This window comes from Roseiconus lacunae (assembly GCF_008312935.1).
GTDB classification, from domain to species: domain Bacteria; phylum Planctomycetota; class Planctomycetia; order Pirellulales; family Pirellulaceae; genus Stieleria; species Stieleria lacunae.
Window position 1 is genome coordinate 401,638 of record NZ_VSZO01000007.1, and the last position, 15,535, is coordinate 417,172.

At 54.0% G+C, this 15,535-nt stretch carries 15 protein-coding genes and 1 tRNA gene; 3 read left to right on the forward strand and 13 right to left on the reverse strand.

From position 1 onward, the window contains the following. Positions 1-5: 5 nt before the first annotated feature. The gene (locus FYC48_RS11545; protein WP_149496850.1) at positions 6-320 is read right to left on the reverse strand and encodes a hypothetical protein; all 315 of its coding nucleotides are present in this window, start codon (positions 318-320) and stop codon (positions 6-8) included. A 188-nt stretch (positions 321-508) separates the two neighbouring features. On the opposite strand from FYC48_RS11545, the gene FYC48_RS11550 reads away from it, so the two are divergent. After that, positions 509-582: transfer RNA gene (locus tag FYC48_RS11550), tRNA-Met, on the forward strand. Positions 583-700: 118 nt separating this feature from the next. On the opposite strand, the gene FYC48_RS28810 is transcribed toward FYC48_RS11550, so the two are convergent. Beyond that, complete coding sequence (locus FYC48_RS28810; protein ID WP_149496851.1) at positions 701-931, reverse strand: tyrosine-type recombinase/integrase; 231 nt, start codon at positions 929-931, stop codon at positions 701-703. Positions 932-1,203: 272 nt separating this feature from the next. Between FYC48_RS28810 and FYC48_RS11560 the strand changes: the two genes are divergently transcribed. Further along, a complete protein-coding gene (locus FYC48_RS11560; protein ID WP_160149462.1) occupies positions 1,204-1,500 on the forward strand; it encodes a hypothetical protein in 297 nt (98 codons plus the stop codon). Between the two features lie 124 nt (positions 1,501-1,624). Here FYC48_RS11560 and FYC48_RS27750 read toward each other — a convergent pair whose 3' ends face one another. The 6 genes from FYC48_RS27750 to FYC48_RS11585 all read right to left on the reverse strand — a co-directional run bounded on the left by FYC48_RS27750 (position 1,625) and on the right by FYC48_RS11585 (position 6,832). Then, positions 1,625-1,792: a hypothetical protein gene (locus FYC48_RS27750; protein ID WP_160149463.1), complete on the reverse strand. Its 168-nt coding sequence runs from the start codon at positions 1,790-1,792 to the stop codon at positions 1,625-1,627. A 134-nt stretch (positions 1,793-1,926) separates the two neighbouring features. Beyond that, positions 1,927-2,565, reverse strand: a complete 639-nt coding sequence (locus tag FYC48_RS11565; protein WP_149496853.1) for a hypothetical protein — start codon at positions 2,563-2,565, stop codon at positions 1,927-1,929. 117 nt (positions 2,566-2,682) lie between these two features. Then, the gene (locus FYC48_RS11570; protein WP_149496854.1) at positions 2,683-3,483 is read right to left on the reverse strand and encodes a TIR domain-containing protein; all 801 of its coding nucleotides are present in this window, start codon (positions 3,481-3,483) and stop codon (positions 2,683-2,685) included. Between the two features lie 119 nt (positions 3,484-3,602). Then, on the reverse strand, positions 3,603-4,007 hold the full coding sequence (locus FYC48_RS11575; RefSeq protein ID WP_149496855.1) for a hypothetical protein: 405 nt from the start codon (positions 4,005-4,007) through the stop codon (positions 3,603-3,605). A gap of 709 nt (positions 4,008-4,716) precedes the next feature. Beyond that, positions 4,717-5,256 carry a hypothetical protein gene (locus FYC48_RS11580; protein ID WP_149496856.1) on the reverse strand — a complete coding sequence of 180 codons (540 nt, stop codon included), beginning with the start codon at positions 5,254-5,256 and terminating at the stop codon, positions 4,717-4,719. A 955-nt stretch (positions 5,257-6,211) separates the two neighbouring features. Beyond that, a complete protein-coding gene (locus FYC48_RS11585) occupies positions 6,212-6,832 on the reverse strand; it encodes a DUF1294 domain-containing protein (protein ID WP_149496857.1) in 621 nt (206 codons plus the stop codon). A 322-nt stretch (positions 6,833-7,154) separates the two neighbouring features. Between FYC48_RS11585 and FYC48_RS11590 the strand changes: the two genes are divergently transcribed. Further along, positions 7,155-8,318 carry an alpha-hydroxy acid oxidase gene (locus FYC48_RS11590; RefSeq protein ID WP_149496858.1) on the forward strand — a complete coding sequence of 388 codons (1,164 nt, stop codon included), beginning with the start codon at positions 7,155-7,157 and terminating at the stop codon, positions 8,316-8,318. Positions 8,319-8,423: 105 nt separating this feature from the next. On the opposite strand, the gene nadB is transcribed toward FYC48_RS11590, so the two are convergent. The 5 genes from nadB to FYC48_RS11615 all read right to left on the reverse strand — a co-directional run bounded on the left by nadB (position 8,424) and on the right by FYC48_RS11615 (position 15,238). Then, the gene (gene nadB / locus FYC48_RS11595) at positions 8,424-10,079 is read right to left on the reverse strand and encodes an L-aspartate oxidase (protein ID WP_149496859.1); all 1,656 of its coding nucleotides are present in this window, start codon (positions 10,077-10,079) and stop codon (positions 8,424-8,426) included. Positions 10,080-10,574: 495 nt separating this feature from the next. After that, entirely contained in the window at positions 10,575-11,687 is a 1,113-nt protein-coding gene (locus FYC48_RS11600; protein ID WP_149496860.1) for an isoaspartyl peptidase/L-asparaginase family protein, read from the reverse strand. A gap of 140 nt (positions 11,688-11,827) precedes the next feature. Further along, the gene (locus tag FYC48_RS11605; protein ID WP_160149464.1) at positions 11,828-13,105 is read right to left on the reverse strand and encodes a type III polyketide synthase; all 1,278 of its coding nucleotides are present in this window, start codon (positions 13,103-13,105) and stop codon (positions 11,828-11,830) included. 220 nt (positions 13,106-13,325) lie between these two features. Then, positions 13,326-14,537: an NAD(P)/FAD-dependent oxidoreductase gene (locus FYC48_RS11610; RefSeq protein WP_160149465.1), complete on the reverse strand. Its 1,212-nt coding sequence runs from the start codon at positions 14,535-14,537 to the stop codon at positions 13,326-13,328. Then, a complete protein-coding gene (locus FYC48_RS11615; protein ID WP_149496863.1) occupies positions 14,534-15,238 on the reverse strand; it encodes a methyltransferase domain-containing protein in 705 nt (234 codons plus the stop codon). Before FYC48_RS11615 ends, FYC48_RS11610 begins: the two co-directional genes overlap by 4 nt. Positions 15,239-15,535 lie beyond the last annotated feature (297 nt).

Genomic DNA, 15,535 nt, shown 5'->3' on the forward strand with positions numbered 1-15,535 from the left:
TCAATTTAGGAGATATCTTCGTGGAAACTTTCATCCAAGAGAACCAGATATTCGTGGGCATAGCTTTGGTCGCCGGCTTGGGGCTGGTCGGGGCCATTTTCATGCTCGGAGGTCTCGAAGGCGGCCGCAGTAGCGGCGACTGGGGCAGCGACTTCGACAGCGATTTCGGCGATTTTGACTGACTCCACTGCGACTCGCGTCTGGGAACCGACGGCAATCACCAGGAACTTTGCACGTCGCTCGTACTCGGCAACAGTGGCCGACGCGACCGGCTGATCAATTGAATTGTTAGTTTCGCGCGTTGCAAATTGTGGAACCATCAAACGCCACAACGTTTGTTAAAGACGACAAGCCACCATAGCCGAAGTAACGAATCTTCTGGACGAACACGGATAGGCAATACTCCATGGCAATGCCCCACCGAGCAGACTTTCGGAGAGGGCTTGTTGTAAAAACGGTTGGAGTGTAAAACCATCGCCCATAAGAAAACACCGCAAAACGCGGTCTCGGCGGCATAGCTCAGCTGGTTAGAGCAGCGGAATCATAATCCGCGTGTCGGGGGTTCGAGTCCCTCTGCCGCTACTACGCAAAAACCCGTGTGAAAGCCATTTCACGCGGGTTTTTTCATGCATTTTCGATTGGCCGTTGCGGTGTTGGCGAAGCACTGTGGATCGCCAAAGGTCGCCGTTGGGCGCTGAAGTTACTGCATATCTACTGCATTGAAATGACGGTCGGAAAGCCTGGCAATCGCGTCCGATTCGGCTGCAGGAAACAGGTGGCCGTAAGTGTCCATTGTCAGCGTGATCGAACTATGCCGCATGATCGTTTTAATCGTCTTTGGATTCTCGCCTGCTTGTGCGAGCCAAGCGCCACAAGTGTGTCGAAGTGCGTGGAAGTCGAATTGCTCGCCTTCAGGGTTGGCTACAGCCAAAAAGTCGGAGCGTTCACGTTGTTCTCTTTTTTTCCAGTCACTTGATCAAGCCACATATCCCGGGCTGCGGCGAGATCTTTCCGGATCATTTTTGCAACGGTCGTTTCATGCGGCATTGTAAAGAGCGGATCGCCGGCCGGACGAGTCATTGCGAACGCTGAAAGCCGCTTCGCAAGTGACCTAGAGACATACTGACGAGCGGGGTTCTTGTTCTTTGTTGATCGACTGGGAAGCAAAACGAATGGTGGCTGCTGTTCTAGATGTAGCTTCCCATGAAACGTCGTCGAAGGCCAAGCCGACAACCGCGAACCACAATGGCTGGGGATCTGCAAAAGACGATCCCCGAAGCATTCAGACGAGGCGGGTGCGCGTGCCAAGACGTTCTCGGTTTATTGTCAAATTACAGCATCGAACGAGCCGCGAAGAAAATCGACACGCTCGCCAAACTTCTTTTCAAAGCGACCCAACTCCCCGGCCGCCCCGATCACATCGCCAAACTAACGATGCAAGATTGCCACCAGCTTCTCGCAAAAATCATCGCCAACGCCCAAGAAGGAAAGTCTGCCTAACAGCGCTCTCCTTCCGTCATGGAACACGCAGACGAGCGTTGGGACGTTGGTGTAGCTGGGATGATAATCTGCTGCCGGTGCGAAAACGAAACGAGTCGCTTTGCTTGGCCACGGCATACCTATGTCATGCGGTTGGAGCCAAGATCCAAGTCAGCCCAGAGATAGCGATGATGAACAGGCAAACGAACCCGATCATGAATATCGTTTCGCCGACGCCACCCGCTTTGCCGGTGCCTTCCGGTATCGCGACCGACGCCGATTCGGTCTCAGACGGTGCCTTGTAGGGATTCATGTAGGCTCACTTACTCGGGGGACGTAGTCGATGGCTAGATGGTGAAATGCCCGCGATAACCAAGTCGCGCCGGTTGATCATCCACTTCAAAACGCCCGACTTCGCCGCTCGGTTGCATCGGATGGTTATTTTGCCTACGTCGTTGGGTCGCCGTAACGGCGTGCATAGGACGAACGTTGCGACGCCGACATGCAGGGCCAAAGTTGCGCGACCTGCCAGCCCTCCATTCGGCGGAGCTGGTCTTGCTCTCGCTGACGTTTGAGAATCATTTTGAAGTCTGAGGGCCGGAAGTCAATGCAGTGCTGCTTCAGTCTCCAAATCATCGTTTTTAATTGGTTGGGTGTGAAAGCACCACGTTCGCGATAGTATTTGATAAACGATTCAATCTCGAACTCCTCGTCTGCTATTGAGAGAGCGACCAGCGCATTTACAACGCGACGTTGCTTTGCGTCTTGAATCAGCTTGCTTCGGTCTCGGTCAACCTTTTCGCGTGAGGCACGTTCGCTGAGGCGCGAACCGGATTCATCAATCGCCGAAATTCTGAATCTCTTAATGCATTCCGAACCGACGAGAAGATCGTTCGATGTGTGTTCGTTCTCAATCTCGAACTGGTATCGAATGTCGGGGTGGCCGCATAACTGGCAGTGTTCGATCGGTTGTTCCAGGTCGTACGCGTTGCCTGTGTAGAACCATTCCGCAATCATCACTTTAGCATCGTGCTGTTCGATGCTAAGCGGCGCGAGTGACTCTACGATGCGTTCAATCCACGACACGGAAGGTAGTATCCTTTGTCAAAATAACGTCACGCGTCACCCGGTACGCGAGAAAGATTCCCAACTTCAAAACCGCCCGACTCGCGTACTCGGGTGCACGCGATTGTTCGTCAGCCGCTATTCGTCATCCTTGGCCGGCTTCCGCTCCATTTCCATGCGTTTACGAAGCCGGAAAATCATCTCGTGCATTTCAGGGTGCCCGCTATAGTCCGCCAACATCATCAGTGGGCGTTCAATAAAACGCATCGCGTGGACACTTCTGACCCCGCCCTTCATGATCATCATTTCAACTCCTTCGATTAGTTCAACAATGATTTCGAAGGGTAGCTCTCTTTCAGATTTTCTATTTCGCGTATTCAAACGCGAAAGTTCTAGGATCTCTTCGAGCATGTCCCGTTCGGATCGATTTGAGGCTTCGCCATCTGGGTTCACTGAGTTAAGAATATGATTGACCTTCTCTTCCAGACGTGGCCACCACATATCAAAAACGCTATCGAAGACGTTATCGTCAAGTTTGGCATCGCCACCGGCCGCATTGATCGTTTTGACGAGCTTCTTAAAGTCCGAACGCTGGAATCGCGTGTGTTGAAAGATCGTTAGCGGTCCCTTCAGGTCCGTAGTGTCGAGACCAAAGAGTACGCCACATACCCGAGACTTCTCAAGGCTCTTCGATAGTGCTCCCGCCTCGAAAAGTATCCATGGGCTATCAGTGTTCGCATGTGTGAGGCAAACGATCCCAATGTCTGAAGACTCAAGTTCATTGACAATGTCAGAACCCCAACGAGCTCCCTTCTCAATGTCTTCGGGTGTGAAATATGGCTTTACGAACTGTAGTGCGCCAGGCAGCCATTCCCTGACGGCCTCTGCCAATTGCCGACTGAGTTCACCGGACCAGCTAATGAATACTTTTGTTGCCATTGAGGTAAATTCTTGCGTTAGTCTGACGAACGACCGCCGTCACCGAGGACGGACGATTGATTTTCGATTTGTGAAACCGCGCAAGCCGTCCTTCGGTGCACGGCATGGTTCCACCATCTTCAATACCAAAATACGTCACCATCAAGTATCGCATCAATCGAACCACCATCCGATGTAAGACAACGAACAAGGTCGCATCGTGCCTGTCCATCATACCATGTTAGAACAGACACACGTTCAGCATTGGAGTATTCAAGCGGAAAGACCGGCATGTCATTGGGTTCGGTCACGTCATCCCGATAGGTCGTATCAGGCACATGTACGTCAACGTTTGTTCGCAACTCACTGAAATGCGTGTTCAGCTGACTGTGGACCAAGTTGACGACAGGGTAGTCGTCGTATCTATCGGCAAGAAATAGCGGACCGCCACCATCAGCGAACGCCTGCAGCACCAACGCAAACGGTTCGGTAACCGATTCGTAGGGCCAGTCGTTCAGTGACACTTCATGGTAAGTGCGTAACACACCAATTCCGACTCCGTTTCGGTCAACGCGACTGAACAGGCCACAAGATGGGCAAATGCCGCGGTCCGTAGACGCACTGAACCGCTCACCGCAGCGAGGACACGGACGGTCGTACGATCCAGTCATGACTTATTGGTGGAACGCTGGCGATCACCGGGCCGCGGCGAACGATCATCCACTTAAAAAAACGCGACTCCGCGGCTCCGTTTCCACCGCGTGGTTCGTCGTAGTTTACCGCTTTCTCAATTTTCCTGGCTCCGCATTCCGTATCCAGCGTTGGATCTTCGCAGATGTTGCTGGAATTGAAGATATTGCGTTCCGAAAGACGATTGCGTTTTTCGTTGAGTCGACAGCGAAGGTGAGTTTGAGTTCTCCGATCGAAGCTCGGATTTCGCTTAGAAATGGGACAACGGAGGCTGCATCGACGTCACGAAGGATCAAAATGCCGGCAGCATTTGGGTCTCCTAGGCCTAGACTGTCTTCGATAAGTTCGAGGCGAGCTTCGATTGAATCAAGTCGCTCTAATATTCCTCTGAGCTGTTTAGTGATCTGATCCATTCCGTCGCGTTCGGACGGCTGCGCTCGCAAGCAACCGGAATTAAGGAAGATCAGTATCGTCAAAAACATGAATCGGGTCATAGGTCTGTCTCAATTGTTGCAAAAGATTTAATAAGACGAACGTCAGGCTTGACCGGGGCCGAGCGAAAGATCAACCATTCGCAAAAGACGCTTTCGAGGCCTCCGCGTCCAACCCATTGTTCTGCCCCTTTCGCTCCTGGATCGTATCCATCGCGATAGACAACATGAGCATGATCAACGGTACCAGATAGAGATAACTGATGACATCAGGATGCAATCCATTGAGTCGCATGTACATAAATGCCGCAGGAGCCATGAGGCAGCAAAACGCCACGACGCCGCCGATCGACACGCGGCGTATACGCATCACCAAAAGTGAAACGCCAAAAACGCCCGCAATCGCAAATAGAACGTTTGGAAGTATCGCCGAGAGTGATGTGTCGTAGATCGTAAGCTGTTCGGCATTGGAATAGTCGTATCGCATGTACGCGAAGGGAAAGCCGGCCTGTGCCGGTTGCAGATTCACATTTGCTTGGCCAAGGACGGCAGCAATCTCTTTCTCCATCGCCCGTGCGTCATAGTAGTGTGGGGCATTGGCCCAAATGGCCCAGCCGATCCAAGCTAGGGACAGAATGAACGTCAACAGAACACGTTTTTTGGATTGTGTCATGATTGATTTCCGTAGGGTGCTGGAAACGACAAGGAATGACTTCAGACCTTCGGCTATTTCGGCTCACAAACCGTTGAGTCCGGGCGCTGAATTGGACTTTCCGTAGCAGAACGACAATAGTTAAGCACAACTGACCCGGCGATAACTCTCATCCTACCGTAATATCCCCCAACTGACACAGGCATCCGGCAAATATCGCCGAACGGGCGAGCGTTGGGTCCTTCCCAGGGGGTCCACCCACTGTCGATATCAACGAGAACAGTCACTTTGGGCAGCGTGGTTACGCACGCGTTGCAACGTAGACGGGGAGCAAGACGGATCCAAATGCACCTCCAAGCGAATAACCAACCGGTAAATTCAGCGCTCCCAATGCGCTCCCGAAAACGATGACTATCGAAAAATCTCACGTTTCACACGGATTTTCATTGAATCATATTCCGCGTGTCGGGGGTTCGAGTCCTCTGCCGCTACTACGTAAAAACCCGTGTGAAAGCCACTTTATGCGGGTTTCTTCGTGGTCTAACCATGCCGGTTTACAAGCGCAGCCATGCTCATCGGTGATTCGGTACGAAAATGGATTCACCCTCTGACCTTTAGCGCCGGCCGGCGTCTGCGATCCTATCGCCTCGAACGTCTTGCCAGTTCGACGAGCCTTTGGTTTCGCGATAGCCGTTGTTAATACGGATTTGGGTGACTGAAAAGCTGAGCCCTGACATTGCGTGAGATTCGAAGCGGTCACGTGAGTAAATCGGTCTGGTTGCCGTCCACGCGAACCGATCGCCCCGCCCATTCGCTACTCTTCCGTGACGACCTGCGATAGATCACCAGCCCAGCACTTTGTTCCGGTTCTATCGCGGGATTTGCCGATTGGCGTTCGCCACGCTTTCCTGGCATCACTGACGTTATAGCCGGTCCTCTAAAACCTTGCCCCCGTGCGATCAAATGGAACAATGCTCTACTGTCTGACTGATTCCAAGGCGACTTCGAGGAGTTGCCTCCGGTTAGGGTGTAATAGCAGAGCAACCGCGCCGCAGTTGGCTGCGACCGTGATCCAAAACACCACTTGGAAACTTCGCTTGGACGTTTTGTGCCGGTAAAGCTGCTGAGCAAGTATTCCGCCGGGCCAACCTCCGAGAAGATCGCATAGGTGAAGGCTGTTTTCTGCCGTTCGCCAACGTTTCGCAACCGCCGCTGACTTATCCCACGCATACACGAAAAATGTGATCACGCTGGAAATCAAGTAATGCGCGAATACATAGTTCGGCAATCGGCCGAGACACGTAACTGCCGCCAACGAACACATGAACCAGCACGCCAGACACATCGGCAACGGATTAACTTTGGCAAATTGCATCGGCGCCGCTGATTCGTCCAAGAATGCCACTGAGCGAGCCTGCAATCGATTTTGATCATCCGTCACGACTTCGAAGCTGACACGCTCGTTTCCTTGAGGACGTCGCCCCCGATTAGCAAAGGCTTTGATATGGACAAAGACCTGCCGATCACTGCGTTCTGTCGCGATAAATCCGAACCCACGATCGTCCTTCCAACTGACTAGCTGACCTTTCCAACGCATCGATTGATCATCAATCTCCGGGGATCAACGATCCCATCATCGCCTTCGATTGTTTTTCCGTCGTCCCCATAAAATTCCCAAACGCTCGGCGCGTTCCTTCTCGGCCTCGCGAGAGAAATGAATAGCTCACCCCGCGGCGGGGGACTGAAGAAACACGCGAAACTTTCTCTTTGGAAATGAAATTTCAATTGGTCTTCGGTTACCAACCCGAATCGGAGAACACACCTTTCACCATTGCTACACCGAATGGTGACGTCAGACTTCTTGGTTTATGATTGGGGCGATCGCTTCTCGACCCGCCGAATTACGCTTGATTGCCCTCATGGAATCCCATTTCAATTCTGAATTTCCATCCGTCGAATATCTTCGCGCGAAAGCGAAATCGCGGATGCCTGCGTTTGCGTACGACTATTTGGCGGCGGGCTGTTTCAGCGAGGTCAATCTGGCGAGGAACAATTCTGATATTCGCCAGATTCAACTGAAACCGTGGTACCTCCGTGACTTTGCCGGCGCCGACCAAACGACTGAATTATTTGGCGAAACTTACGATGCCCCGTTCGGTGTCGCGCCTGTCGGATTACAGGGGCTGATGTGGCCAAAAGCCTGCGAGTACTTGGCCCAAGCCGCGGTCGACCACAATCTCCCTTTCACGCTTTCGACGGTCAGTACCGCCAGCATCGAGACGATTGCTAAGATTACTGACGGACGGTTCTGGTTTCAGCTTTATCACCCCGCAGAAGAAGAGTTGCGTGACAAGTTACTCGAACGCGCCTGGGATGCCGGTTGCCGAACTTTGGTCATCCTGGCCGACACTCCGACGTTCGCCTATCGTCCGAAAGAAATTCGCAACGGCCTATCGATTCCCCCACGAATGACCCCACGCAATATTCTGCAAATGTTTCTCAGCCCGACTTGGGCGTGGGGCCAGCTGATGGCGGGTAAGCCCGAGTTTCAAACGATGAAGCCTTATATCCCCAAAGGCTTGAACATGAAGCACCTGGGACTGTTCATGAACAAAACGTTTTCGGGACGCTTGACCGAATCAAAAATTGCCCCGATTCGTGAAAAATGGAAAGGCAACTTAGTCGTCAAAGGAATCGTCAATCCCGAAGACGCGGAGATCGCCGTCAAACATGGACTCGATGGTATGATCGTTTCCAATCATGGCGGCCGGCAACTGGACCGAGGTCAATCGACTGTTGTTCCAATGCATCGATTAGTGCCAGAGTTTGGTGACAAACTGAAAGTGATGATCGACGGCGGAATGTATTCCGGCGCTGACATCGCAGCCTGTTTGGCTTGTGGAGCCGACTTCGCCTTCATGGGGCGGACACCGATGCTCGGTGTTTGTGCGCTCGGAAAGCACGGCGGGCATCACACTTTTGAGATGTTGAAGAAACAGTTGCAACAGGTGATGGAGCAAGTGGGCTGTGAAAAAGCATCCGGTCTGAGAGCGCATTTAATTCCAGAAAGCGTTCCCGCGTAGTGCAAGCCGCGACGACCCTGGCTTGTAGCTAAGACGACCGGGCCTGATGCCAGTCGGGTGATGAGTCAAATCAAGGCAATCACGTTAGTTGGAGCACTTGTGTGCTCACCGAACCGAAGCCGGCTCGGCGGGCAGCATTTCGCCCTTTTGTGGGTAGCCACCGTCGACATTGATTTGAGTCGTCAGACGCCTTCGCCAATAATCGTCGTCACGCTCGGGATAGTCACTTCGGAAATGGACCCCGCGTGATTCGGTGCGAACCAAGGCTGAGTTGACCATCATCGCGGCACAAGTCAATAAATTTTGCAACTCCCACCCTGCGATGCCATCGAACTGGTGATTCATCACATAGGCAGAGTATGACCGAATCGCATCGGCTGCTTTTTGAAGTCCGTCGCCGTCACGCTGTACACCAACCAAACGTCCCATCAAGCTTTTCAGAGAGACGCGGACATCGTCGATATCGAAGGATTCGAGCGATGAAGAGACGGATTGCCGAATTGGGATTGCCCGCATCTCTTGGCCACCTTCGCTAGCCGATCGCGAAGCAGCCTCGCCGGCAGCGGCACCATAAACAAGGCCTTCCAACAAACTATTGCTCGCCAAACGATTGCCGCCATGAAGTCCCGTGCTGGTTGCTTCCCCGGCAGCCCACAGTCCGGGCAGGCTGGTGCGGCCTTGTCGATCAACCGTGACACCGCCGACCATATAGTGCGCACCGGGACGAACGGGGATTCGATCGCTTGCGATATCAAGTCCGAATTTTGAACACGCCCGTGCGATTCCAGGGAACCGACCTAACACATGGTCTCGGTTGAGGTGCGAGAGGTCCAAATAAACACAAGGATGCTCGGTCTTTTGCATCTGGGCGACAATCGATTGGCTGACGATATCCCGAGGCGCCAACTCCGCCCGCTCGTCATACTCTGGCATGAAGCGGCGGCCTTTCGCGTCGACCAAACGCGCACCTTCACCACGAACTGCTTCGCTGATCAGTGATCGTGATGAGCCTGCGATGTAAAGCACGGTGGGATGGAACTGCATGAATTCCATGTCGGCGAGCTGTGCACCGGCTCGATATGCCATCGCTTGGCCATCGCCAGTGGCAACGGGCGGGTTGGTCGACTCACGGAACACCTGTCCGGCACCGCCGGTGCAAAGGATGGTTTCTTTGGCCCAAACCATCATCGGCTCATGGCCGTTCTGCGTGATGATTGCGCCTCGGCAACGACCGTCGTGGGTCAAGAGGTCCAACGTGAATGCATTTTCGATAATGCGAACGCGATCGAGCGAACGAGTCCGCTGGATCACCGCCCGCATAATCTCCGCCCCCGTCGCGTCGCCTTGAGCGTGAACGATTCGCTCGTGAGAGTGGCCCCCTTCGCGTCCGAGCTCCAACTCTCCGTGCTCGGAGTCAAATTGGGTGCCCCACTTGACCAATTCTTCGATTCGCCGCGGTCCCTCGCGAACGACCATGTTGACCACGTCGACGTCGCACATGTTCGCGCCGGCGACCAAAGTATCACGGATATGATTTTCGAAACGATCTTCGGGGTCGAGCACGCTGGCGATTCCGCCTTGTGCGTACGTGCTGTTCGATTCACGCAAGACGTCTTTGGTAACGACGAGCACACGTTGGTGTGGTTGGACCGCGTTCGCCGCACGAAGCCCGGCCAACCCGCCTCCAATGATCAAGACGTCGGTGAATCGATGAACGGCGTGCCGTGTGTCAAACGAAACCAAGTAACGCGGCGTCATCATCTGCTATTCATCTCTTCAATTCATTCGACGTTGGCGTCCACGCGGCTTTGGGAACCGTTAAACGCTGGAGACCAGACAGCGTTGCAGACCACACAGCAGGCCCCATGTCATTGGACGGGCCTTATTGCAATCGTTCGGACTTTCAACAAAAACGCTTGTCGCAATTTATTCTTCCACAAACTGCCAGTTTACGCGAGGCGGGATGTTGCGTCACCCGTCCCACAGCCCTCTAAAACCATCTGGGGTATCGCCTAAATTCGATGATCTCGTTTGTTCTGAATACGACGCCCATTTTTTGACTCGCCTATTTCCCCTTCCCTACCTGCTCATCGCCACACGGCGCGGACATTGACTTTGGCCCCCTCTCGGGGCGAATGCTTTGCTCCCGCAAAAATCTGACGCGCGATTGATCATTCGATCGGACATTGGTCGTTTGTTACGGCCGAGTCATGACGCGCACGACACGGCCAATCCAAAATGAAATCCGAACGGAAACTAGCGTGAATTTGCCTCGTTGCCTGTCCCCGAAGCCGTGTCCAAAGGCGATTCCCAGATCGCAATTTCCAATCGACCGTCGCTGTGTGCCCAAGCACGCGACATCGCCGGTGTATTCGTGCCAAGAAATATTTTTCCAGTGCGATCAACCGCAATCAGTCCACCATCCCCGGGACGTAACACTTCCTCGAGGCAGTTGCGACAAGCAGCCTCGACGGATTCGCCGGCTAACTCCATTCGCATCCCGACGCGTGCGGCGATCGAGTGGCGAATAAATTCTTCTCCGATCCCCGTTCCGCTGACCGCCGCCGTCTTATTATTCGCGTAAGTTCCGGCCCCCAAAATCGGTGAGTCGCCTACTCGGCCGTAGCGTTTTGCCGTCCGACCGCCAGTTGACGTCGCGGCGGCCAAGTTTCCGTGGCTGTCCAACGCCACACAGCCAACCGTTTCTCCGGTGTCAGCTTCACCCGAATCATTCAGATTTTGATCCGAAGGCACCTCGTAGGCCGGCGAAGTCGGTGGTTCCAAGTCCATCGATGACATTGTTTTAATGAGTTGTTTCCATCGACGCTCGGTATAAAAGTAAGGCTGATCGACGGTCGCGCAGCCTCGGTCGGCCGCAAACGTGTCGGCATCATCCCCCGCCATCAGCACGTGATATCGATCTTCCATCACCAAACGCGCCGCATTGATTGGGTTTTTGATTTGCTTGACGCCTGCGACCCCTCCACCTTCCAGTGTTGCCCCGTCCATAATCGACGCATCCAGCTCGTGATAGCCCGCCGAGTTAAACACTGCACCGCGACCGGCATTGAAGAGTGGGTTGTCTTCGAGCGCGTTGACGGTTGCGTTGACTGCGTCCAACGATGTGCCGCCGCTTTTCAGAATCGCAATCCCGCGATCGAGTGCTGCTCGCAACCCGTCACGATATCGAGCAACGACTTCGGCGGGTAAATCCTTCGGTAGCGACCCCGCTCCACCATGCAATGCGATCGCCCAGGTCGCGTGTTGAGAGGGATCGGATTGTGCATTCTGGGCATTGATCGAAGCGGGCATGATGACGAAGAGCCAAATGTGAATAAGCAGACTGACGCAGCGGCGATGCAAGTTCATCTCAAATCGACTAAGCAGCGGGGTCGGACCAATCCGGAAGCAACCGATCGTTGCAATTTACTCGATTGTTGCTCGCTCTGCTCAACCTTTCTACGATGCGGATCCTGCATGCGCCCCGAAGTGTTGATTGGACCGCACCTTTAACGAAGTAGGACCGCTTCGATCGAAAGGCCAGGACCGAATGCCAACATCACGCATGGAAAAGAACCATCACCACCTAATGACAGATCGCTGTCTAGCAGACGCTCGAGGACAAAGAGGACTGTTGGTGAAGACATATTGCCAAAATCAGCCAGTACCGATGTCGACGCGGCCCACTGGGATTCTTCAAGCGATAACGCGTTTGCGCATGATCGCAAGATCTTTGGGCCTCCCGGATGAATCGCCCAGTTTCGAACCCGATCGATCGTCAAATCGTGTTCGGCCAACCACTGTGTCATCCATTCACGAAGCGACCGTTCGATCACAGCCGGGACCTGCGCCGACAACGACATTTCAAAGCCATGGTCGCCGATTCGCCATCCCATCAGGTCGTCCGTTTCGGCAAGCAGCGTAGAGCCGGTTGCCGTTACGCTCGGTGCGCGCTCGCTGCGGTTTTCCGATACGCTTGACGCGTTTGACGTCCGTTGCCCTACGACTGCCGCGGCGCCGTCGGCAAACAACGCGTTCGAAACGATGTGTTCAGGATCCCAACCGTACTGCTGATGCAACGAACATAATTCGACCGCGCAAATTAAAAGCCGTGCATTTGGATCGGCTTCCGCAAACGCTTTCGCAACGCGCAAACCATTGATCGCGCCATGGCATCCCATGAAGCCGATGTGAGTTCGTTGGACACCAAGGTTTAGTCCGCAGCCAGTGATAAGGGCGAGGTCAATTCCCGGGGCCGCGAATCCGGTGCAAGATACGGTGATCAAGTGAGTCACCTCATTGGCTTGCCAACCGGCGGACTCGATTGCCCGTCGTGCGGCCACGATCGCCAACGGACCGGCATGCTTTTCATAAGCATTTAGCCGAGTCGCGGTCGAAGGTCCGCGATCGTCAGGTCCACTCGCAGGCGGATAGAACGATTGAGTGACAGACTGTTGGTGTTCGACATGCCGCAGCAATCCCGTTTGTATGGAATCCATGGTTGCGACCGCCAACCCTTCTTCGGATTCTGCTGCCGGTATCGACGCGTCGGCTCGCGTAAGAGATTCGCTTTCACCGTTTTGCTTTACGTTATCTCTCCCAGGTCTGCCGGACTCGACGGCAACGCTATGCCGAAAACGAACTCCGGACCGTCGATACAATCCGCTGATCACTCGAGATCGGGACTCGGTGTCTCCTGTCAATGTCTCCGCAATCGCAGCGGCGTCCTCTTGTGCGACCCCATACTTCGGCGTCGCCGTCCCCAACCCTTCAATCTTAAAACCCATCTTGCTTTCCAATGTAAGCCACGCACATGTTAGCTCTGTACGTCGCATGTTAGCTCTGTACGTCACGCTTGAACTTGTACGTCGCGTTTGAAGTCGACCGCGCCATTCTGTCTTGACTCGATGTCGCTCTGGGCCTATCCAAGGAATGACATCGGCAAAATCAAAGTCCCCTCAAACAGCGTCTGGCAATTTATGAGCCAACGTCGCAAACTCGATGATGCTACGCCGATAACTCGACATCGAATTGGTCGATTAATCGCCCGGTTAGCTTGGGAAATCTTGCCGCAATCGAAACGCCAAATTTCGCGACCGTAGGGTGGCGAAGCAACCAAGCTAGACGCCGGCACGTCCGCTGACTTTGGTAAATCTGACGACGCCAATCTTGTGCCCAATCTGCTTCTGCAGTCTCAAGGTCCCCGCTGACAGCAATTTTGACCGATCGTGTGACGAGGGCCCCGCCGTGCATTGCCCATGCCATCCCCTCCCCGGTGAATGGTTCGACATAACCAGAAGCATCCCCGACGACAAAAACACGTTCGCTTGCCACCCGATTGATCGACCTGCTAAGTGACGGCGTTCCACGCCATTGCCGCCTATCACCAAGCGACATTGTTGACGCCGGAAGGCTTGGAAACCCCGCTTCACCCAATAACGCCGAAAAGGCCTTTTCGGGTGATCCGCATGCACGCAGAAACGTTGGATCGACAGCGGCGGCCAAGTTCACATCGCCACCCTCGACCAATACAAGCCCCGCGTATCCCCCAGACGCTGCCGCCATGTGAATGGTGTGCGGGCGAACCCAAGGCATCGAATCACGTCCTTCGATGACAACCGCGCCAATTCCAACGTGCGAACTTTCTGCGATGCGTTCTTCGAACTCAGTCGACTTTAGACTTGGATGTCCCAAACCGTCCGCAACAACGATGGCTTTCGCCTGAATACAAATTTCGTTTTGTTGCCTGACCGAATTCAGTCGAACGCCACGCGTTCCGTTTGGCTGCGCATCGGCCGCGCTGCTCGCTGGTGCTTCAACTGTCGCCGTCACACGATCGATCACCGACGCCCCTGCTTCGATTGCCGCAGTAACTAGCAATCGATCAAGCCGGCTACGTGAAACGGCCAAACCTTCTGGAACACGTCGCTCCAATTCACCCCCAAAACCTTTCAGCCAAAACGAATGCGTGGACTGCCCCTCAAGACGACGCACGGCGTCATGTAGACCGAGTGACGTCAAAACGCGCAATGCGCGATGGTTCAAGCATGCCCCGCAAACTTTGTGTTTGCCGAGTGCGTGTCGTTCGATCAGCAACGTTTTCAGTCCAGCCTTGGCCGAACAGATCGCCGCAATTGCTCCCGCTGGCCCTCCGCCGATGACGACACATTCCCAATGTCGCTCTAGTCCATCGAGTTTAGCCTGAACATCATGGATCATGTCTTTCCCCAACGCAAAAGGAAACGCTGTGGCCAATGTCTTTTTAGTTCGATCGGCCGCATGCATGCTTGCTCAGTTAAACGCAAGACTTCCGATGGTGTGAACGCAGCGCGGACCGATTGCGGTCCATCAAAATGAACGATCTTTGAGCGGGAAAGTAGACGGCAGCCAGCCCAAGCGAGCATATACCCGCTCAATGTACGTCTCAGATCGTCGACGAGGACGCAGTGCTCGCACTTGGATGCCATGTTCTTTAACAAAATGACCGCATCTTGTTCGGTAAGATGATGGAGGAATAGCGAACTCATCACAATGTCGTATCCCTCTGGAACGTCGTCCGCAATCACGTCCGCTTGAATGAACTTGTGCTGCCGCGGGTTCACGTTTGCAGGGTTTTGGTGGGCATAACGCAATGCTTGTTCGCTGATGTCGCAACCGTCAATCGTTAACTCAACACCACTCTGCTTTGCCCGGCGAGCGATCGAAAAGACAGTGTCGCCTCCGCCGCAAGCAACGTCCAAGATCCGTAGGGGACGATTGTTTAACCGAGTTCGCTCGGCACATATTGCTGACCAAAGGACCGAAACGCTGCGACTGAAATAATTGATCCTTCGCAATCCCGCTAGTGCCGTGTGATGACGATCGACGTCAAGCCCCGGATCATCCATTAATTCAGGCACGAGCCGACGTTGTCGCAACATCAAAGAAATTCACATGCCTTGTTTCTGAACAGCCCCATACTTAACCGACTCACAGATCGACCGCCCCTTCCACGTTAAATGATTTGAAGCCCCCCATAACGGGAACTTCCGAGGACAACGTCGCGAGCCAATGTTTCGTCAGTGTAGCAAAACGTCAACTTCAGATTCGGAGACGTTTCTCGGGGAGACTCCGTGCCCCCCCCTGCTAAGCAGGCAAACACGAGTCTTTGGGTTTAAACATCTGGATAACACCTTCCCGCTTGCGGGAGGGTCGGACGAGCAAACGGCCGGGGAGGG